Below are 20,781 nucleotides of genomic sequence, written 5' to 3' on the forward strand. Positions count from 1 at the left end.
ATTCAGTGCGCCTCAACAGCCGTGATGCAAAAAGCCTCGAAAGCGGGGGCCAATATGATTGATGTGGTTGCCTTCCCGTTTATGACCGATATGGATAAAATCCTGAAGGAAAATCCACCAGAAACTTTTGGCAAATACCATAATCGCCTGAAATTGGGCGGCATTAAAGTGACCATTGATGGTTCACCACAAGGTCGTACCGCGTTTTTCACCACGCCTTACTTAACGGGCGGCCCTGGTGGTGAAGAAGACTGGCGCGGTGAACCCACTATTCCAGCAGAACTCGTAAATAAAGTCGTTCAGCGTGTTTACGATCTGAAGCTTCCGCTTATCCTGCATGCGAATGGAGATGCCGCAATTGATCTTTTTCTCACTGCGCATGAAAAAGCGGCAGCAGATAGCCTAGATAAAGATCGCCGCACAACGGTCATACACTCCCAGTTTGCACGCAAAGATCAACTGGATAAATATGCCAAGTACAACATCATTCCGTCGATGTACACCTTGCACACCTTTTATTTTGCCGAGGCCCACAAAGCCAATCGAGGCTTGGAGCAGGCGCAATATATTAGTCCGATGCGGGATGCGATTGATCGCGGCATCACCGTAACTAACCACACTGACTTTGTTGTAGCCCCGCTCGATCAGATGTTCATGCTATGGTCTGCCGTCAATCGTGTTTCGCGTGGTGGCGAAGTTTTTGGTGCAGATCAGCGGATTACGCCAATGGAAGGCCTTAAAGCGATGACGATCAATGTGGCGTATCAATATCGCGAAGAAGATCGCAAAGGAACGCTGGAAGCTGGCAAGCTGGCTGATTTGGTGATTTTAGATAAAAACCCATTGAAAGTTGAGCCGATGGCGATCAAAGACATTAAAGTCGTTGAAACCATTAAGGAAGGCAAGTCGATTTATCGTCGCAGCCACAAGCAAAGTAAATAAAACTCATACTCCCTCAGCCCGGCCTTGTGCCGGGTTTTTGGCGCATATTATCCATGCAAATTTCAGCCATTCTTTGTCGATTTGCGATCGTTAGCTGTTTATCAGCCAGCCCTGTTATGGCCTGCATATACGACGGCCTTGGGGTAAGTGGTGATCGTGACCCCGCCGTTCCCTTGGTCGAAATGGGGACGCGCATCGCGCTAGCTGATGGCAGCTTGCCTGCCATTGAGCCACTGTCAGGCCAAGCCGCGCTGGAGCGGAGTAAATATTGGCTGTCTCAATTACGTAGCCAATTTGAACAACAAGGGTTTACAGGAACAGTCGCGGTGTATGTGATTGATGGCGATTTATGGTCTACGATTAGCGATGCTCCAGTTAATAATGGGCAAGATTTACTTAGTCAAACCCAGCGTTTACAACTCATGACCCACACACGCCCCCCAGAGCAAGGCGAACGCATGCTACTGATCAATGAGGCGACTTTATCCGCAGTGATCCACGGCGCAATGAGTCTGGAGCAAGCACAAAAAGCTGGCTTAGCAAGACTGAAAATTAAAAACCCAAAGATTCCATACTGAGCAATACCCAGAATGTATAGGTTGGAATGGCTTTAAAAGAAAAGGTTTCGGGCCAATACCCATAAAATAAGGAGTAACAAAGAATGATTAGTAAACCAGCTCTGACTCTTTTGTGCTCCATCCTATTGGGGACCAGCTGGGCACAAAGCACCTCTTTGCAAGATTTAGGAGGACAAATTGCTAGTTCAGGTAACGTCACAACAATTTACCTTGCTCGTGAATTTATCACGATGAATCCACAGCAGAGCAAGGCGCAAGCGATTGCCGTAAAAGATGGCAAATTTATTGCTGTCGGCAGTGAGGCCGACGTGCGAAAACTAGCTGGCAGTGACGCTAAAATTGATCGCTCTTTAGTGAATAAAGTGGTTGTTGCTGGTTTTATCGAGCAGCATGTACATCCTGTACTGGCTGCTCTAACAATGAATTCCAAAGTTATTTCGATTGAAGATTGGGATGCAATCGATGGCTTTTCGCCTGCCGTACGCAATCCTGTGGAGTATGAGGCGCGCTTGAAAAGCGCGCTGGCTGAGTTTAAGGCTAAAAAGAATGGTCCGGAAACCCCATTCATTAGCTGGGGTTATCACCACTATATGCATGGTGACAAAATGTCACGGGCTTATCTGGATAAGCTCGCTCCCGACTTTCCCGTTATTATTTGGCACCGATCTTGTCATGAGTTTTTCCTGAACACTGCAGCACTGAAACTCACGGGCATCACCGAGGCACAAGTAGCAAGGATGCCTGAGAGTGCACAAAAACAATTGGATTATGCCAAAGGACATTTTTTTGAGCAGGGCGCGATGGCAGTATTGGGTAATCTAACGCCATTTCTAGCAACGCCGGAAAAATTCAAGCAAGGGCTGGAATTTACAGAAAAGTACTATCACCGTAACGGGATTACTCTGGCAGCAGAACCGGGCGGCTTTTTCTCAAAACCCCTGCAAGACTTGATCAACTCGGTGTATGGCGATGAGGCAACGCCATTTAATCATTTGTTCATGGCCGATGGCAAAACCTTCTCTGCGCGTAATCCGAACGATGCGGCAGCCTTAATCAAAGATACCGAGCAAGTTCTAGACTGGGGAAAAGGTCGTACCGCCTATATGCCAAAACAAGTTAAATTGCTCACCGACGGTGCAATTTATAGCCAATTGATGATGATGAAAGATGGTTATATCGATGGCCACCTTGGTGCTTGGATTATGGATCCGCCAGTATTGGATTATGCCTTCCAAGCTTATTGGGATGCAGGCTACCAGATTCATGTTCACAACAATGGTGACGCAGGATTGGATGTCTTGCTCGATTCGCTCGAAAAAGCAGTTGCTCGAAATCCACGCCTAGATCATCGAACAGTGTTGGTGCATTTTGGCTTTGCCCGTCCCGAGCAGATCAAGCGTTGGATTGAGCTGGGTGGTATTGTTAGCTCGAATCCTTATTACGTCACCGCCTTGGCTGGCCCTTATTCAAAAATGGGCATTGGTGCAGCGCGAGCGCAATTCATGGTGCCGAATGCGGAAGTCTTAAAGAATGGTGGTTCACTATCCTTCCATTCTGACATGCCAATGGCTCCAGCCAAACCCCTGCAATTGATGTGGGCTGGGGTAAATCGCCTGACCTATGAAGGCAATGTTGCGGCTCCTGCACAAAAAATATCGGTAGAAGCGGCACTGAAGGCGATCACGATTGACGCAGCATATTCGATTCAGCAGGAAAAGAAAGTCGGCTCGATTGAAGTGGGCAAAGACGCCAATTTAACGATACTGGAGCAAAGCCCCTTCGAAGTGTCGCCAACTCAGCTCAAAGAAATTAAGGTGTGGGGAACGATGCTCGAAGGTCGGATGCAGCCTGTTAGCCAACCAGCACAAGTGCCGTCTACAGCCAAAGGTAGGATCGGAATCAAACCTGTGGCGGAAGCCAGTGAATTGAATCAGGCTTTAGGCAGTAGTTTGTATTCGCTATTAAGTCACAAACATCTGCATTAATTTTATATAAATCTGGCGGCATAAGGCCCGAGCAAAGCCATCAAAGTTTTTATATTAACTTGCGGCATATATTGCCAAACATGAAAGGCATCTCATTGTTATGATTAAGTTTAAATATGGTTACGCTATTATCATATTGAGCAGCACTATCAGTGCACTGACTTTTGCCGCCGACTGCCCAGATCGTTTTGAGTCAACTAAACTTGATTATCTGGGCCGTAATGCCGATGGCAGCAAAGCGTACTTCATCACGATGAGTAATCGTGCTGACTCTTTCCGTCTTGAGGCTCCCGGCGTCGCTGACATAGATCGCTGGCAAAGCTCAGGCCCATCGGTTCATATCAGTGAATCGAATGTAGTTCTCGACGACTTAAATGGAACACACAAGCTAGATCGGCTCAATACGGATGGTTCATTTAATTGCTTTCTACACTCTCGAAATCAGAAAGCTCCCATACTACCTCCTACATGGCGCCCACCAACCCTGCCTGAGCGGCCGGTCGGTGTAAAGCCAGAGAATCCTGATCTGCCGATCGTGATTCGCCCGGAAATACCGGAGTTACCCGTGGTTACCCGACCTGAGTTACCAGATCGTCCCATCGTGGAGCCCCCAAATCCTTTGCCTCCCCATGTGGTCAGTCTGAATGGCCTACTCTACCAACTGACAACAGCTCAAGTTGTACAGTATTGTCCATCGATTCAATTTGATGCCACAGGCCAAATTAGTGATGAATCAATTCGGGATTGCAAAGCACTTATTGATACGCTAAACCAAGTTGCATTAACACCTGGCCGTGATTTATTGGCGACTAGTCTCTGGAATTCATGGGCCGATGTGCAATATATTCGTTCAAATAATCGTCGTGGACTTAGCCCAATTGAAGGGAGTGGGGTAACGATGAGTATCGGGGCCGATCGCGCAATTGAGCCTGACTTGGCTTTAGGCTTTATGCTGTCATTGAGTAATCAAGACTCCGACAGTTTTTCAGGGCGAATTCAAAGTGACAGCGATAGCTTGATGGTTGGCCCCTACATGGCATATGGGCTCTCGCCGCACTGGTCAGTATTTGGTAGCGCTATGCTCGGCCAAGTTCAGCGCGATTATCGACTGCTGTCGCTATCAGGCAAAAGCAGCCCGATGCAATACAGTTTGAACTTGAATTTAGAGGGTGAGTATGCCCTTGATCCACACAGCGTCGTTCGACCCAAGCTCGGGATTAGTTATATCTATGAGCGTGGCGAGAATTATCAACTTCAAGGCCGTCTTCTTGGAAAAACACTCGCGATCCATATTGATGGCCATAGCCATGACTCAGGCCAAATCCAAGCTAGTGCAGAGTGGAATAGGAAAATCATGACTAAAGATGGGCAACTCTTTGTTCCATACTTGGAAGGGGGCGTGTTGTATAACTACCTTAATCAGGATAATAACCAAGACCCTCGCTGGAAAGGGATGGCTCGCGCAGGGGTACGTACTGTAGCAGGTCAGTCTTGGCAAATTGATACGAGCGTTAGCTATCAGAGCATCGGCATCAGCGACATAAAAATATGGGACTTCTCATTATTTGTATCACACCCATTTTAATGCAGGACAAGGGGAATGCGAGTTCAAATCGCAAACGACAATAATTGTTAAGCTAGATTAATAACCATAAGAGTTCACGCCGCCCGTAAAAATAAAAACCCCAAGCTCGCAGTGGCGAAACTTGGGGTTGTGCGCAACGTCTAATTAATTAATTAGTTGCGTGAGAATTTTTGCGCGAGCTGGTTGAGCTTTTCTGCACGCTGGCGCTCTGCCTCAGCTGCTGCTTCCGCTGCCTGCTGCGCTTTGCGCTCGTCGGCGGCTTTTTTGAAGTGTTCGTGCAAGCTAGTGGCCGCGTAAGTGCGTTGCTCTTCGGTCACCGCATCGCCTTTGCTGCCATCCAGATTCACGCGCTCGGTGGCGTGCTGCATCACTTTCAAGTAACGCACTGAACGCGTGTGCATCGCCAAGGCGCTACGCAGTACGCGGCGGTTGATTTCCGGCAAAGCTGCAATGACTTGCTTATCAATCCCGATAGCGAGGGGCTGACAGTCGCGAAATACCGCAAATTGCTTTTGCAATTCCTTCAACATGCCAAAGGTCGTCGGTGTAGAAGTCGGTTTATTTTCTGGGGTGTTCATCGATCAAGCTCGTCAAAGAGGGTTTTGCTAGCGCGCATTTTATCAGATTCACACCACGAACCAACTGAATGTGATTGACGGTGTACAAATGAATGCGCCTTTGCTGCAGTTTTTTGCATTTTTTGCCGCGATCTTGCGGCTAAAGTCGCAAGCCTACCCTATTTACAGATCGAAATCGGTTTTTCTTTAGAATAGGCGTTTACGGCGACGCGCCACCAAACCCACCATGCCGACACCGATGAGCCCGAATACCTCTGGGTCGGCCAAGTTGAATTTAGGCTGACTAGAGTTCGCTTTATGACTCACTGGCGGGTTGAGCATGGCCAAATGATTACCATCCGTGGCGCTCAGTTTTTGGAAATTGTGGTGCGCAAATAAATTGTCCTGCACCTTAATCACCTCGGCTTGTGCAGCGCCCGTCACGAGTAATAATGAAACCACGAAAGCTGAGTAATTCATGATTGCCACCTGACTTTAATTGCAATATTGCGATGCAATATATCAGGACTTCACGACGCCAACATTACAAGTTGTACAAGCAAAGTGAATGGTGTGAATGTATTCACACGGTTTTTCACTACATTGCACGCTCCCGCGCAAAAAAGCCTCAGATCACCTGGATCTGAGGCTTTTGCTTTCTATGAACGCTCAGCTCAATAGTGGCGTTTGCGGCGAGCAATTAATGCAAGCAAGCCCAAACCCATCAGTGCATAAGTTTCGGGCTCGGGTACTGGCGCAACTTGCGTGCTAAGCCCCAACTCAGGCTGCATGGGGGTATGTGCTACAGCATCAATCTGGAAAATACTTCCCGATGCATTACCCAGTAGGGATGTATAGTTTTGATCCAGTAACTGTGCCACAAAACTGCTGCCATCCGCACTTGGCGTGCCTTGCCAATCGCCGCCAAAATTGAGCACAAAGCTCAACTTTTGACCAAAAGTCAGTCCTTGCGCCACAAAGCTGCTGGGGCTATTGCTGCTCAAAGTCAGCTTGCTAGGTAAGCCTCCGCTGACTTGCCCATCCTGCAGCTCGATTGCGCCCAAGCTTTGCCACCCCGTGAGCTGGCTAATCTGCGCGTCAATGGCGGGTGAGCCGAGCAAACTACCGAGACTAAAATAGATAAATCCATTTTGCTGCGACACGCTCTGCGTATCGACCTCAACGCGATACGCCGCAGCGTGTGTCACCGCACTCGCCAGTAAGATAGCGATGGCTAAGCATGATTGAGTCCATTTTTTCATCATATTGATCCTGATTTAATCCAACGCGAAATTAGTAATCCAACTGAGCTTGCAGCAAAGTAGCGCTGTAGCTAATTGGCAGTTTGGCGGGATTATTAAATTGCAGATTGAGTACCGATTTACTGGCTGCGGCCGGATTGCTGAGCGTTAGATAGGGCATGCCATTGATGTAGCCTTGTGCATTGGCGAGCACGACCCCACTGGGCAAACCCTTAAAGACAACCATCACCTTGCCAGTCAACGCAGCAGTAGCGCTCAGCGTCAGCGAGCCGTTATAGGTTTTGCTTTGCAGGTTGTAGGTCAGGCCAGTTTTTTGCTGCGCAAAGTTGCTGCTGACGTCGCTATACAATGCAGGCAAATTAAAGCGCGCTACTTCTGGCTCGTGATCGCTGGCCTGATCGGCAAATTCCGAGTTCACATGCACCACGTCGTAATCCGCAACACGGCTCAGTGTTTCGGTGGCCAGAATATGATCGAGCACTTGGCTATTCCCTTCGTAGACATAGGTATAACGCTCGTTTTCCGGCAGCGTTTCGACCAGATCGACCAAGCCTGCTGCTTTCAGTTTGTTCAGCGGGTTCGAGAACTGGTAGTCATTCAAATCACCCAGCACAGCGACTTTGGCATTCGGGTTTAAGCTGCGAATCTGAGCAACAAAATCGGCCACAATCGTCGCTTGTTGATTACGCTGAATTTCTGAACTCAACAGCGGCGGTTGAATATGCCCCATTATTGGCTGATCGCCCCCTTTGGAGTTGAAATGATTGGCGATCACAAACAGCTTATGGCCATTAAACATAAACTCCGCAGCCAATGGTTTACGGCTACTCGCAAAGGCCGAATTGGTCGGGTCGATGCGACCTGGGCTAGCGCTCAAACACGCAATTTCAGCACAAGGCTGCACTGCCGTTGCAGTCAAAGCCGCGCCACCAGCACGATCAACAAATTGCACGCGCGCGGGGTTGAATAAAAACACCTGACGAATATTGCCGCCAGGTTCGCCGCCATCTTGATTCGCTACGGGGTCAATCTGGCGATAATCGTAGGCTGGGCCGCCCACCGCACGAATGGCATTGATCAGCTGGCTCATCGTCACCGCAGGATTGACCACCGCATCATTGGTCGCACCATTGCTGTCTTGAATCTCCATCAAGCCAACAATATCGGGCGCTTGCAAATTGCCGACAATTTGCTTGGCAAGACGGTCGAACTTCGCCGCGCCATCACTCGGGTCAAGGTTTTCGACATTGAATGAGCCGAGTGATAATTCGTCACTACGCGCGGCACGCGTCGTTTCAGGCTGCAATCCGGCCTGTGCCAGCGGCGTTAATGAAGTCGCCAGCAATTGGAAATTGGCGTAGTTGTAATCAATCACACCGACGGCGGTCTGGAATGAATCACCCACGTTGGCGACGGGCACATTCACCGCGCCATTGGCCAATATCAGGCGTTGTGGATTGGCATTGTTGGCACTGATTACCACGCCACCACGCGGGCTTTGCAGGTTTGCGCCAGCGCGATAGTTGGCCACAATCGGTGTTTCATTGCTGGTATAGCGAGTCGGGCCAACGACCTGTGCGCCATTCACTTGTACCCGCATGCCTTCCAAGCTTTCAAAGTAGTCGAGGCCATTGCTCAAATTAAGGCTAGCCGCTTGCTCAACATCACTCACCGCGCCTTGCCAAATGATTTGCGTCGGCACATTAGCATCCAATACGACGGCGGCAGGTAAGGTATTGCCGCTGCTGATTTTGCTAATCTGGCTGATGTTACTCACGCTCAACTCGGTAGTGGTCAAATTACCTGCTCCGCCAGCGCCGCCGGGGCGATATTCTTTGACCACACCACTGACTTCTACCGCATCGCCAGCGACAACCGCAGGCTTGCCGCCGAGATAAACAAAAATACCTTCAGAAGTCAGCGGATTATTATCTGGCTGTGCGTCCTGCATGAAAAAGCCCGTAGTCGTCACCAAGGTCACAATGCCTGGCACATGGCTCACAGTTTGGCCGTCCATATTTGAGCGATGCTTGCTGCCTTGAATATCGTGAATACGAACCACTGCACCACCGGCATTACCGCCGTTATTGCCATCCGGCGGCACAGGAGTGACGCCCGAGCAATCGGCAAGCGGCGTTGCGCTATTGCGTGGCGTTGGCGCGGCGGCATTAAAATCAGCCGCATTATTATTGCTATCCGTACAGCCCGCGTTATTGCGAATCACCGCCGTACTATTGGATGGTGCAGCCGTTGCACCTGCGCCTTCATATTGATTAGCGGTAGCGCCAAAGCCTACAAAATCTTCAACCCCTGCGGCCGTGGCGCAGGCAGTACCGCAATTGAGTGCCGCACTATTATTCACCAGCGCAACTTTACCCGCAGTACCACTGAGCGCCAGCGTGCCCAGCGCATCAGGCGTTGGCAAACTCACCGTGCCGCCAGTACCCGCCGCTTGCTGGACGAGGAAATATTGTTTCGGCTGGATAACCCCGCTTAGGCTCGTTTTTTGCCAACTGCTGCCTGTGGCAGATGCGTATTGCACGCTCCAGTTATTCAAGCTCACTGCGACATCACCAGCATTGAATAACTCGATGAAGTCATTTTTATACGTCGCGCCATTATTGCCGCCACCGCCATACACTTGGCTAATCACCACTTTGCCAGCAGCCTCGGACATGGGGTGCCATGCCACTAAACAAGCAAGCGCGATGCCGCTCAATTTGGGTATAGATTTCACTTTGTCATCCCTGTGTGTTGTTATCGAACTCAGTCAACGCTGAGCCGAGCACCTTACAAGGTCAGTATTAAAACGGTGGGTCAGGTCAATGACATTTGCATTGTGAATTAATGACTAATAAAAAACCCGCCGAGGCGGGTTTTTATGCGGGAAATCGAGATTCAATTATTGCGGCAAGGTCTGGCCAAAAGCGGTCTGATACTGCGCGGCCAAATCGCTCATATTGAATTTGTGATTCTGCCCGCCGCGATGGGCAATCTTGATACTACCGAGCAATGAAGCCAGACGACCCGTCGTTGGCCAATCCCAACCTTGCATCAGGCCATGCAACAGACCCGCACGGAAAGCATCGCCGCAACCCGTTGGATCTAGCACCGCAGCGGCAGGTACTGCAGGAATTTCATAGCAAGTACCATCGGCATAAATCGTTGCCCCTTCCGCGCCCAGCGTTACGACCAAGGCCTTTACTTTGCTGGCCAATTGTTCAAGGCTGAGGCCGGTTGCTTTGGACATCATTTCGGCTTCGTAATCATTCAGCGTTAAATACGTCGCCAGCTCAACCAGCTCCAACAGCTCTTCGCCGCTAAACATGGGCATACCCTGACCCGGGTCGAAAATGAATGGCACACTAGCGGCCGCCAATTGGCGCGCATGGTCTTGCATCCCTTGCTTGCCATCAGGTGACACAATGCCGATTTTGATGGTTTCTGTCACATCGGACACTTGGTTCAAGTGCGAAACACCCATTGCACCGGGGTGGAAAGCGGTGATCTGGTTATCGTCCAGATCGGTGGTGATAAAGCATTGGCCGGTAAAACCTTCTTGCTCGGTGATGTATTTGCGGCTGATTTGCAATTGATCCAGCCATTTTTCGTAAATACCGAAATCCTGACCGACTGTCGCCATGATCAATGGCTCCGAGCCCAACATTTTTAAGGTGTAGGCGATATTGCCGGCGCAGCCACCCAATTCACGGCGCATCTCTGGCACCAAAAAAGACACCGACAGAATATGAATTTGCTCTGGCAGGATGTGTTTTTTGAAATGGTCTGGAAACACCATAATGGTGTCATAGGCCATCGAACCGCAAATGAGTGCAGACATGCTTATATCTCCTTAGGTAATCCCAGAATTATACGTTTCCCAATCGGCAATAGCGGCATGAATTTCATTAATGGATCAATTCTCTTTTTCGGCAATCTTGAGACACAGATCACCCACGCATGCCCTTTCATCGGGTCTGACTTTACGCTGACGAATTTCAGCCCCATAGTGCGCACCTAGGGAAATCACTTACGCCTATTTTTTATGTTGGAAGACCAATTTTCAATCTGCCTTGCTGCAATGATCTGCGCCGTACTCGGTGCAGGCATGTACTTTAATTTGGCGCGCGGCCACGAGAGCGAAAGAGGCATCTCGACCTTAGCCGTGGGCGGAGCTCTGCATCAGGCTGGTTGGTTTATTTGGGCGTTAAGTCAATTTCAAAGCGCAGGAATTGGTACTTGGCTGGCGATTGTATTGCTTTTGCTCGGTCAACTCGGCTTGCTGGCCGGTACTCGCCGCGCCTTTGCGCGACCAGCATTATTAGGCTGGTGGGGCGCCTTAGTTCCCCTTTTACTGATCGCTATTGTGGCAAGTCTGTTGCAATGGATTTCGGAAACTCAAAGCGCACTGATGCAAGCCCTGATGCTCGCCCCTTTGGCATTTCAGATTGGGCGCGAAGCGTTCTCACCAAGTAATGATGAATCTTGGAGCCTACCACGTTGGACCTTAGTCGGCGTCACTCTTGGGTTGGCCTTAACCCTGATGATGACCGCGCTCGGTCTGGTCACCGGCTTAATTACCCTCAATAAAGCCGCCATGATTTGGGCGATGCTCGCTTGCATCTCAGCCCTATTATTGCCCTATAGCTATCAATTACTGATTTCACACCGCCTGTATGCCCGCTTGAGCAAATTGGTGCGCTACGATGCGCTCACCGGGCTACTTAATCGCCGAGGCTTGGAAGAGCACGCTCGCCGCGAATTACATCGCGCACGTAAACACCAAACGTCTTTGGGTCTGATGCTGATCGACATTAATCAATTTCGCGTCATTAACCAGCGCTATGGTTATGGCGCAGGGGATGTCGCTCTCAAAAAATGCGCACGTAAATTGCGTGAAATTGCAGGTGAGTCGGCCTTAATTGGGCGGATTGCCGGTGAGGAATACTGCCTTATCCTGAGCGATAAAAACTCACAATCTTTGCGCTCGCTGGCGGTCGAAATCGAAATGGCCTTGCAATCCCTCACAATTGAACATAGCGATCACAGCTTTCATCTATCGGTGACTTTATCGCTGGTGAAATACGGTCGGCATGGCAATCAATTTGAAGAACTATTGCAAAGTGCAGAAGAAAAACTGCAGCAGCGCAAAGGCAATCTGCGCAGCGAAACCCCACCCGAAGGCGCGTCAACGATCACCCCATAAGTCACTGGCCAAGGCCATGACTTGGCGCAAAATTGCATGCAATTGTCTTAGATCAATCAGTGCCGACTTTAGGCCAAGTAGTGATTTATCCTTGAAATTAGACAGTGCTACAGTACCTAGGCTCCCCACAAGCCTAGGATACGCACGATGAAATTTGACACCCTCGCCATTCACGGCGGCTACAACCCTGATCCCACCACCAAAGCCGTTGCCGTTCCCATTTATCAAACTACCAGCTACGCCTTCGACGATACCCAGCATGGCGCTGATTTGTTTGATTTGAAGGTCAAAGGCAATATTTATACGCGCATTATGAACCCGACCACCGATGTGCTCGAACAGCGCGTTGCGGCTTTAGAGGGCGGGATTGGTGCTTTGGCGCTAGCTTCCGGTCAGGCTGCGATCACCTATGCGATTTTGACCATCGCCGAAGCGGGCGACAATATCATCGCCACCAGCGCACTGTATGGCGGCACGTACAATCTATTTGCCCACACGCTGCCGCAGTACGGCATTTCGGTCAAATTCGTTGACGCAAATGATCCGCAAGCCGCCGCCGCCCTCATTGATGACAAAACCAAAGCCATTTATTGCGAATCGATCGGCAACCCATTAGGCAACGTCGTTGACTTTGCCGCATTCGCCGCTGTGGCGCATGCAGGTGGCGTGCCGCTGATTGTTGATAACACCGTACCTACACCGTATCTCACTCGCCCGTTCGAGCACGGCGCGGATATTGTCGTGCACAGCCTGACCAAATACATGGGCGGCCATGGCACCAGCATCGGCGGAATTATTGTTGATAGCGGTAAATTCCCTTGGGCGGAGCACAAAGCGCGCTTCCGCCGCCTGAATGAACCCGAAGTCAGCTACCACGGCGTGGTCTACACCGAAGCGCTCGGTGAAGCCGCTTTTATCGGTCGCGCCCGCACCGTGCCTCTGCGCAATATGGGCGCGTGCATTTCGCCGTTTAATTCATTCTTGATCTTGCAAGGCTTGGAAACGCTAGCACTACGGATGGATAGACACGTGGAAAACGCGCTCAAAGTCGCTGATTTCCTCAAAGGCCACGCCAAAGTGGCTTGGGTCAATTACGCCGGTCAAGCAGGCCACCCGAGCAAAGCATTGGTCGATCGCTACTTCGGAGGGAAAGCGTCAGGTCTATTGACCTTTGGCGTCAAAGGCGGCCGTGATGCCGGTGCGCGCTTCCAAGATGCGCTGCAATTGATTACGCGCTTGGTGAACATTGGCGACGCCAAGTCGCTTGCTTGCCACCCAGCCAGCACCACGCATCGTCAACTGTCACCAGCTGAACTTGAAAAAGCAGGGGTATCGGAAGATATGGTTCGCTTGTCGATCGGTATTGAGCATATCGACGACATTTTGGCCGATCTCGATCAAGCCTTGGCTCAGGTTTAAATACTGCACATTAAACTTTCACAGCAATACTACTCTAGGGTATTGCTGTGAAGGTATTACTACGAAATTGCTTTAGAGATATACCGGCAGTTAAATAAGAGATTTAAATAGTTTACACGCTTGAATCTAGTGTTCATTTATTCAAAATTTGCAGCTCAGCTTCGGTCAAAAAGCGCCATTCACCCTCTTCCAGATCTAAGTCGCTCAGTTGCAAATCTCCAATCGCGACGCGAGACAGTGCGGCGCAGTGATTGCCTGCGGCGGCGAGCATGCGTTTCACTTGATGGTATTTGCCTTGCTCAAGCACGATCTCAATCTGATTATCGCCACGTTTTTGCGCTGAAACGGCGGCAATGGGCTCGTCTTCGTCGATCAGTTTTACCCCTGCGAGCAAATCGGCGACCAATTTATCGGTAACGGGCTCAGCGGTGGTGGCCAGATAGGTTTTGGGCTGGTGGCGCTTGGGCGAGCTTTGCGCGTAGATAAAGGCGCCGTCATCCGACAGCAGCAACATACCGGTGGTGTCGTGATCGAGTCGCCCCACGGGTTGCACATCGCGCCATTCCATATTTTCTGGGAATAGCGTCAGGACTGCGGGGTGATGCGTCGGCTTGCGCGAGCATTCATAGCCACTGGGCTTATTGAGCACCAGATAGACTTTCTCGCGGTATTCCCACTCCTCGTCAAATACCGTGAATTGCAAACCTTCAGGATCGAATTCGGTTTTCCATTTGGTGATGACTTCGCCGCCGACTTTGACTTCGCCTTCCTCGATCAGGTCACGACAACCTTTGCGCGAGCCAAAGCCCTGACTTTGCAAGATACGATCCAGAGAAGTTTTTTTCATTGTGCGGCCTATACAGTCTATCCAAGGTGCGTATTGTAAAGCGTGCCGCGCTCAGATGGCGCATCAATTTTTTTCGGCCCACTCTAAGCGCAATGGCAATTCTGCCGCGACATGCTGCCTTATTGTATGTATTTGCCCAAAAGTGAGCCTTCACCACCAAGAGAAGAAAATTCAAGCGCGCAAATCGATCACATGATAGCCACGATCATTCAGGCGACAAACGGTAGCCACACTACATGTCATTGAGATAGCTAACTTTTTTCAATGAAACCCCACAAAACTTACTAGACCCCTACTAAATCCTCGTGCTAAGGCAAAGGTAAAGTATTTCAATTTCATACTCAAACGCTACAATCGCAATGACTCGCTAATACAGCGGATTAATTGCTAAATAATTACCTGTTGCCGCCATTGAGGACATCGCTTTGCGCCGTTTTGTCGCTCCACTACTGTTGATATTTGGGCTCAGCTCACCGCCATTGCTGGCCAAGGAAGTGCTGCGCGTCTTATCTTGGCCAGGCTATAACGAGCCCGAACAAGTACGCCAATTTGAGCAACGCTACGATGTCAAAGTCGAAGTGAGTTATGTCGGTGCCGATGATGAGCTCTGGCTTCGCGGCAGCCGTAATCAGGGGCGCAATTTTGATGTTGTCGCCGTGAATACGGCGGTGCTGCAGCGTTTTATCGATCATGGCTTGGCGGTGCCTATCGACATCAAACAAATCCCCAATGCCAAAAATCAGCTCGCCCGCTTTCAGCAGATTCCGGCCTTAACCCGAGATCATAATCTGTATGCCATGCCGTATGCCTATTCGGAAATGGGCCTGATCTACAATCGGCAATTGGTCAAAACGCCCCCCAAATCCATCGCCGAATTATGGAACCCGGCGTATAAAAATCAGGTGCTTGCCTATGACGGCAGTGCACATAATTTTAGTGTTGCCGCGCTGCAATTGGGCTATAAAAACCCTTTTGCATTAAGCCAGCAAGAAACGGTCAATGCAGTCAGCAAATTAGTCGAACTGCGACGAAATGTGTATAAATTCTACAAAACGCCAGAAGAAGTCATAGAAATCTACCAAAGCCAGCCCATTGCATTGATTTACGCTAATTACGGCAGCCAGCAGGTGAATTTACTCAAAAAATCGGGGGCAGATATTGGCTATATCATCCCCAAAGAAGGCGCACTCGCTTGGCTCGATTGCTGGGCCATTTTGCCTGGCGCACAAAACCTAAAATTGGCCCATGCATGGATCAACTTCACCTTGAGCAAGGAAATGAGTCGTCAATTGGTCGAGCAGCAAGGCTTATCCAATACGACTCAAGCCTCGAAAACCAGCAACCCCACTGACAAACTCATCTGGCTAGAACCTGTTGAAAATGCAGAAGAGCGCGCCAGCTTGTGGACTCGCATCGTGGCGGGGCATAAAAAAGACGGTTATTAAGCCGCTACCAGAGCGGCTCGCCTTGCTGATTTTGCGCATAGAACCACGCAGCAGTGCGCAGTACAATCAGCCATCAACCCCCCTTCCCGCCGCGCACCATGAACCTAGTCCACTGCACTTATGAGCGTCACGCCAGCGCAATCTTGGCGATTCTGAATGACGCGATTATTCATTCCACTGCGCTCTACGATTACCAGCCTCGCAGCATCGCCAATATGCAAACGTGGTTTGCCACTAAGCAAGCGGGCGATTTTCCGGTGATTGGTTTGGAAGATGAACGCGGCGAGTTGATGGGCTTTGCCAGCTACGGTGCTTTTCGCGCTTTTCCAGCGTACAAATACACCGTCGAACACGCGATTTATGTCGCCCAAAGCTACCGTGGGCGCGGTCTGGGTGAGCAATTATTGCGATTGCTGATCGAACAAGCGCAGGCACAAGGCAAGCATGTGCTCGTTGGCGCGATCGATGCTGACAATGCCGGCAGCATCGCGCTGCATCAGAAATTGGGATTTACCCACTCGGGTACGCTGCCCCAAGTGGGTTTTAAATTCGGACGCTGGCTCGATCTGGTGTTCTACCAGCTCATTCTGGCCACACCCGAAATGCCGGTGGATGGTTAAGGGAAAACGGTCATAAATAGATAGGTCGCAAAGATCACCAAATGCACCGCGCCTTGCAGTACGGTGGTGCGGCCATTACCCAGCGACAGCGTTGACACCATCAGCGACAGCACCAGCAAGACCATCGACTTGGTATCGATCCCCAGCGCCAGCGGCCAGCCATTGACGATAGACACAATCGCCACCGCAGGAATCGACAAACCAATACTCGCCAGCGCCGAGCCCAAAGCCAAATTCAAACTAGTTTGTAGGCGATTGGCCTTGGCGGCACGCAATGAAGCCAAACCTTCTGGCAGCAATACAATCGCCGCAATAATTACCCCAACCAGCGCCGCTGGCGCGCCAATACTCGCCACCCCGGCTTCAATCAACGGTGAAATCGCTTTCGCCAGCAACACCACCGCACCCAAACCCACGATCAGCAGCACGGTACTGGTCAGCGCTTGCTTCCCAGTCGGTGGCAGCGCGTGAACTTCTTCGTTTTCAACGCTTTCGTCGGGCAAGAAATAATCGCGATGTCGCACCGTCTGCACAAAGACGAAAGTGCCATACAAAATCAGCGACACCACGGCGACAAAACCCAACTGGCTGGCGCTGTACATCGGGCCAGTCACTGAGGTGGTGAAATTAGGCAAGATCAGCGTCAGCACCACAATCGCAGCCAGCGTCGAGAGCGCAGCATTCACGCCCAACATGCCAAAGCGTTGCTCGCCGTAGCGATTGCCACCCACCAGCAAACACAGGCCGACGATCCCGTTCAGAATAATCATCACCGTGGCAAAAATCGTATCGCGCGCCAAGGCCGACGTCGCCTCGCCACCGGCGAGCATCAAGGTCACAATCAGCGCAACTTCAATCGCGGTAATGGCCCCCGCCAGCACCAACGTGCCATACGGCTCGCCCACTTTATGCGCGACCACTTCGGCGTGATGCACGGAGGCCAACACCGCCGCGAGCAAACCGGCAATTTGTAAAATCGAATAAAAACCGCCCAAGCCAAAACTTTGGCCTGCCAGTAACAAGCACGCCACAATCGGCGCCGCGATAGTCCACACGGGAAGCACTGGGGTTGATTGACTCATAAACATCCTCCTTTGTTTTGCAGCGAGATTGGGCTGATACGAACGAAGGCAGGTCGCCACTCGCCAGAGTGATTACAAGCGCTAAGCTTTCGCGATTCTAACACGCACTATCATCGCAACGCGTCGCACTTATTCGCTTGACATGGATTTGTTCAGACTATTTCGCAGCGCATCATCGGCCACAGATTTCACAGCAAGGGGATTTGAGAGAAGAGATAAAACTTAGCCATACCTAGTAGGTATATCGATGAAGGCATTATATTTAATAGATTACAAGAAAATACCCCGCGCACCATATGGCTCGCGGGGTTACATCAATTAGCCACGGCTATTAACGATCAGCAAGTGATAGCCAAATTGAGTTTTTACCGGGCCTTGCACTTCGCCCACTGGCGCGCTGAAAACCACTTTATCAAATTCTGGCACCATCATGCCTGGGCCAAACGAGCCCAGATCGCCGCCTTGGGCGCTAGATGGGCAGCTAGAGTGCTCTTTCGCTACGGCAGCAAAATCAGCACCCGCCAAAATTTGTTCTTTCAATGCAGCGCATTGCGCTTCGGTGCTAACGAGCAAGTGGCTGGCAGTAGCTTGAACCATGTGAAACTCCTTAATACGACTAAAAAATAGGCGACATTTGTCGCCCGATATATCCTAAATGCAGTCCCAAGTTTGATTTTTCAAGCCTGTAGGGACTTGGCACTATTCCAGAAACTCATCGACCTCGGTTGCTGGGTCGAAATGATGCAACAAGAGGCAGTCTTCCCAACCCTCATCGCCCTGCGCAATCGCCATCGTGGCGCGCTGCATTTGAAAGGCCAGCAAAGAATTTTGATAAATGGTCTCCTTGCATTCATGCCACAAGGCTGGTAAATCATTGGTTTTGTATTCAAAGTTGGCAAACGCGCCGTTTTCATTGCCTTCGGTCACGCGATGGCCAATCACCAGCGGCTGCTTGGCAAAAGCGGCCAGTGCCGCACGCGCTTTGGCTTCGTCCATCGTGGGTACTAAATGCGCTTGCAACTGAATCAATAAAATCCGCGTTTCCATCCCGACCATCCGTTTCATGAGTTTGCGCCCATTTTACGCAGAACTCGCCATAACGTCGCCTGAAGTATCTGCGCCTAACGTATCAGCACAAGGCGTGCTCAGGCTAGAATGGTTGCATTCCTTTTCGGCGGGCACGGCGATGGCGCAATTTCAGGTAATGATTATTGGCGATGAAATACTCAGCGGTCGGCGGCAAGATCAGCACTTCGCCGTGGCACTGAAAACCCTGCAAGCGCACGGCCATCAGCTCGCTGGCGTGCGCTATTTACCCGATACGCCTGCCATCATCGTGCGCGCATTTGCGGAAACGCTCCGCGACGGCGCGAATGTCATCTCCTTTGGTGGCATTGGCGCGACACCGGATGATCACACCCGCTTGGCACTGGCCACTGCGGCTGGGGTTGAGCTGGTGCGTCACTTGGAGGCTGCTGCGCTGATCGAGGCAAAATTCGCCGAGCAAGCCTATCCGCACCGCATCCACATGGCGGACTTTCCCGATGGCAGCAGCCTGATTCCCAATCCCGTGAATCAGGTCGCGGGCGCATTTTTCCGCCAGCATGCCTTACTGCCGGGTTTTCCAAGCATGGCTTGGCCGATGCTGGAATGGGTGTTAACGACGCACTATCAGGATGGCGCACTGCCGCATGTGTGCAGCGTGATCGTGCCCGATGGGCGCGAAGGCGAGCTGGTCGGCGTGATGCAGACCTTGGTCAGCGATCACCCCACGATCAGCTTTAGCAGCTTGCCGAGCTTCGGCAATGCGCGCCATGCCACACCGCATATCGAATTTAGCACCACCGGGGAAAAAGCCGCCGCGGAAGCGGCGATGCATGATTTGAAAGCGCAGCTCGACGCTTGCGGCTTGCTGTGGTTTGTCGGAAAATAAATCGAACTCAAAAGCGGCGATTTCCAGCTCAAGTAGGCAGAAATCCACCACCGCCGTTTGCAATACATCAGCATCTGCACAATTAGGTGATGCATCGCACTTTTTTAACGCGTCTCTTTGGTTTTCAGCGCCTTACGGCGCGGTATAATCGCCTCATCGACGTTGGAACTATCATTATGACTGCCACTGTTTTGCCTGCCGCGCACCGCCTTGTGATTAAAGTCGGCTCTAGCCTTGTTACCAATGATGGCAAAGGCTTGGATCACGCCGCTTTATCTCGTTGGGCGAAAGAAATCGCCGAGCTGGCGCGCCAAGGCAAACAGGTGGTGCTGGTGTCCAGTGGCGCAATTGCCGAAGGCGTGGCACGCCTAGGCTGGAGCAGCAAACCCACCGCCGTGCATGAAAAACAAGCCGCTGCCGCCGTCGGGCAAATGGGCTTGTGCCGCGCTTATGAGGCGGCGTTTCAGGAATACGGCTTAACGTGCGCACAAGTACTGCTCACGCACGAAGATTTGTCCGATCGCACCCGCTATCTGAATGCCAGGTCAACGCTATTGACCTTATTGCAACTGGGCGTAATTCCCATCATCAACGAAAACGATACCGTCGTAACCGCCGAAATCAAGTTTGGCGATAACGACACGCTGGGCGCACTGGTAACCAATTTGATCGAAGGCGATGCGCTGGTCATTCTCACCGACCAAACGGGCCTCTATACCGCCGACCCACGCAGCAACCCGGATGCAACCTTGGTACGCTTTGCCACCGCCGGTGATGAAGCACTGGAAGCGATGGCAGGTGGCGCGGGCTCTAGCGTGGGTACGGGTGGCATGTACACCAAAATCATCGCGGCCAAACGCGCAGCGCGCAGCGGCGCAGCGACCATTATTGCTTGTGGGCGCGAACACGATGTGCTGACGCGATTGGCCGCCGGCGAAGCGATTGGTACCCAGCTCACCGCTGACACCAGCCCATTGGCCGCGAAAAAACAGTGGATCGCCGATCATCTGCAACTCAAAGGCCGCGTCACGCTCGACGCTGGCGCAGTACGCGCGCTGAAAAAAGATGGGTCAAGCTTATTGCCTATTGGCGTAGTCGCGGTCGAAGGCGAATTTTTGCGTGGTGAAGTAGTGAGTTGTGTCGATGGCGAAGGACAGGAAATTGCGCGTGGCCTGATTAATTACAGCTCACAAGAAACCAGCCGTATCTTGCGTCACCCTACGGGTCAGATCGAGTCGATTCTGGGCTATATCGATGAAGCTGAATTGATTCACCGCGACAACCTAGTTGTTTCCTAAAGGGTATGTCAATCAAAATCAA

Annotated in this window: 19 protein-coding genes; 10 read left to right on the top strand and 9 right to left on the bottom strand. The window is 51.1% G+C overall.

The features are described from left to right. Window positions 1–24 precede the first annotated feature (24 nt). From HQ393_RS12715 to HQ393_RS12730, 4 genes are all read left to right on the top strand, one after another. On the top strand, window positions 25–942 hold the full coding sequence (locus HQ393_RS12715; RefSeq protein ID WP_179355531.1) for an amidohydrolase: 918 nt from the start codon (window positions 25–27) through the stop codon (window positions 940–942). A 116-nt stretch (window positions 943–1,058) separates the two neighbouring features. Then, window positions 1,059–1,520, top strand: a complete 462-nt coding sequence (locus HQ393_RS12720) for a hypothetical protein (RefSeq protein ID WP_179355532.1) — start codon at window positions 1,059–1,061, stop codon at window positions 1,518–1,520. An 83-nt stretch (window positions 1,521–1,603) separates the two neighbouring features. Beyond that, on the top strand, window positions 1,604–3,505 hold the full coding sequence (locus HQ393_RS12725) for an amidohydrolase (protein ID WP_179355533.1): 1,902 nt from the start codon (window positions 1,604–1,606) through the stop codon (window positions 3,503–3,505). A 100-nt stretch (window positions 3,506–3,605) separates the two neighbouring features. Next, entirely contained in the window at window positions 3,606–5,090 is a 1,485-nt protein-coding gene (locus HQ393_RS12730) for an autotransporter outer membrane beta-barrel domain-containing protein (RefSeq protein WP_179355534.1), read from the top strand. 152 nt (window positions 5,091–5,242) lie between these two features. Here HQ393_RS12730 and HQ393_RS12735 read toward each other — a convergent pair whose 3' ends face one another. The 5 genes from HQ393_RS12735 to HQ393_RS12755 all read right to left on the bottom strand — a co-directional run bounded on the left by HQ393_RS12735 (window position 5,243) and on the right by HQ393_RS12755 (window position 10,750). After that, window positions 5,243–5,668 (bottom strand): ProQ/FINO family protein, encoded by a 426-nt coding sequence (locus tag HQ393_RS12735; RefSeq protein ID WP_179355535.1) that lies wholly within the window; start codon window positions 5,666–5,668, stop codon window positions 5,243–5,245. 186 nt (window positions 5,669–5,854) lie between these two features. Further along, window positions 5,855–6,127 carry a hypothetical protein gene (locus HQ393_RS12740; protein WP_179355536.1) on the bottom strand — a complete coding sequence of 91 codons (273 nt, stop codon included), beginning with the start codon at window positions 6,125–6,127 and terminating at the stop codon, window positions 5,855–5,857. Window positions 6,128–6,321: 194 nt separating this feature from the next. After that, window positions 6,322–6,912 carry an NF038129 family PEP-CTERM protein gene (locus HQ393_RS12745; protein ID WP_179355537.1) on the bottom strand — a complete coding sequence of 197 codons (591 nt, stop codon included), beginning with the start codon at window positions 6,910–6,912 and terminating at the stop codon, window positions 6,322–6,324. A 28-nt stretch (window positions 6,913–6,940) separates the two neighbouring features. Beyond that, window positions 6,941–9,646: a DUF8508 domain-containing protein gene (locus HQ393_RS12750; RefSeq protein WP_179355538.1), complete on the bottom strand. Its 2,706-nt coding sequence runs from the start codon at window positions 9,644–9,646 to the stop codon at window positions 6,941–6,943. Window positions 9,647–9,811: 165 nt separating this feature from the next. Further along, the gene (locus HQ393_RS12755) at window positions 9,812–10,750 is read right to left on the bottom strand and encodes a carbohydrate kinase family protein (protein ID WP_179355539.1); all 939 of its coding nucleotides are present in this window, start codon (window positions 10,748–10,750) and stop codon (window positions 9,812–9,814) included. A 204-nt stretch (window positions 10,751–10,954) separates the two neighbouring features. Between HQ393_RS12755 and HQ393_RS12760 the strand changes: the two genes are divergently transcribed. Together HQ393_RS12760 and HQ393_RS12765 are read left to right on the top strand one after the other, a co-directional pair. Further along, entirely contained in the window at window positions 10,955–12,115 is a 1,161-nt protein-coding gene (locus HQ393_RS12760; RefSeq protein WP_179355540.1) for a GGDEF domain-containing protein, read from the top strand. A 147-nt stretch (window positions 12,116–12,262) separates the two neighbouring features. Then, window positions 12,263–13,534: an O-acetylhomoserine aminocarboxypropyltransferase/cysteine synthase family protein gene (locus tag HQ393_RS12765; RefSeq protein ID WP_179355541.1), complete on the top strand. Its 1,272-nt coding sequence runs from the start codon at window positions 12,263–12,265 to the stop codon at window positions 13,532–13,534. Window positions 13,535–13,667: 133 nt separating this feature from the next. Here the strand turns inward: HQ393_RS12765 and HQ393_RS12770 are convergent, their stop codons facing one another. Further along, on the bottom strand, window positions 13,668–14,381 hold the full coding sequence (locus HQ393_RS12770; protein WP_179355542.1) for a pseudouridine synthase: 714 nt from the start codon (window positions 14,379–14,381) through the stop codon (window positions 13,668–13,670). Window positions 14,382–14,806: 425 nt separating this feature from the next. Between HQ393_RS12770 and HQ393_RS12775 the strand changes: the two genes are divergently transcribed. Together HQ393_RS12775 and HQ393_RS12780 are read left to right on the top strand one after the other, a co-directional pair. Continuing rightward, complete coding sequence (locus HQ393_RS12775; protein WP_179355543.1) at window positions 14,807–15,826, top strand: extracellular solute-binding protein; 1,020 nt, start codon at window positions 14,807–14,809, stop codon at window positions 15,824–15,826. 98 nt (window positions 15,827–15,924) lie between these two features. Continuing rightward, the gene (locus HQ393_RS12780; protein ID WP_179355544.1) at window positions 15,925–16,446 is read left to right on the top strand and encodes a GNAT family N-acetyltransferase; all 522 of its coding nucleotides are present in this window, start codon (window positions 15,925–15,927) and stop codon (window positions 16,444–16,446) included. On the opposite strand, the gene HQ393_RS12785 is transcribed toward HQ393_RS12780, so the two are convergent. From HQ393_RS12785 to HQ393_RS12795, 3 genes are all read right to left on the bottom strand, one after another. Next, window positions 16,443–17,528: a calcium:cation antiporter gene (locus HQ393_RS12785; protein ID WP_179355545.1), complete on the bottom strand. Its 1,086-nt coding sequence runs from the start codon at window positions 17,526–17,528 to the stop codon at window positions 16,443–16,445. The genes HQ393_RS12780 and HQ393_RS12785 overlap by 4 nt on opposite strands. A 318-nt stretch (window positions 17,529–17,846) precedes the next feature. Beyond that, window positions 17,847–18,125 (bottom strand): peptidylprolyl isomerase, encoded by a 279-nt coding sequence (locus HQ393_RS12790; protein ID WP_179355546.1) that lies wholly within the window; start codon window positions 18,123–18,125, stop codon window positions 17,847–17,849. A gap of 102 nt (window positions 18,126–18,227) precedes the next feature. Beyond that, a complete protein-coding gene (locus tag HQ393_RS12795) occupies window positions 18,228–18,593 on the bottom strand; it encodes a hypothetical protein (RefSeq protein ID WP_179355547.1) in 366 nt (121 codons plus the stop codon). Between HQ393_RS12795 and HQ393_RS12800 the strand changes: the two genes are divergently transcribed. Further along, window positions 18,592–19,461: a competence/damage-inducible protein A gene (locus HQ393_RS12800; protein ID WP_246307890.1), complete on the top strand. Its 870-nt coding sequence runs from the start codon at window positions 18,592–18,594 to the stop codon at window positions 19,459–19,461. The genes HQ393_RS12795 and HQ393_RS12800 overlap by 2 nt on opposite strands. A 176-nt stretch (window positions 19,462–19,637) precedes the next feature. Continuing rightward, window positions 19,638–20,759 carry a glutamate 5-kinase gene (proB, locus tag HQ393_RS12805; RefSeq protein WP_179355548.1) on the top strand — a complete coding sequence of 374 codons (1,122 nt, stop codon included), beginning with the start codon at window positions 19,638–19,640 and terminating at the stop codon, window positions 20,757–20,759. The last annotated feature ends 22 nt before the right edge of the window (window positions 20,760–20,781 follow it).

It is taken from the genome of Chitinibacter bivalviorum, from assembly GCF_013403565.1.
GTDB classification, from domain to species: Bacteria; Pseudomonadota; Gammaproteobacteria; order Burkholderiales; family Chitinibacteraceae; genus Chitinibacter; species Chitinibacter bivalviorum.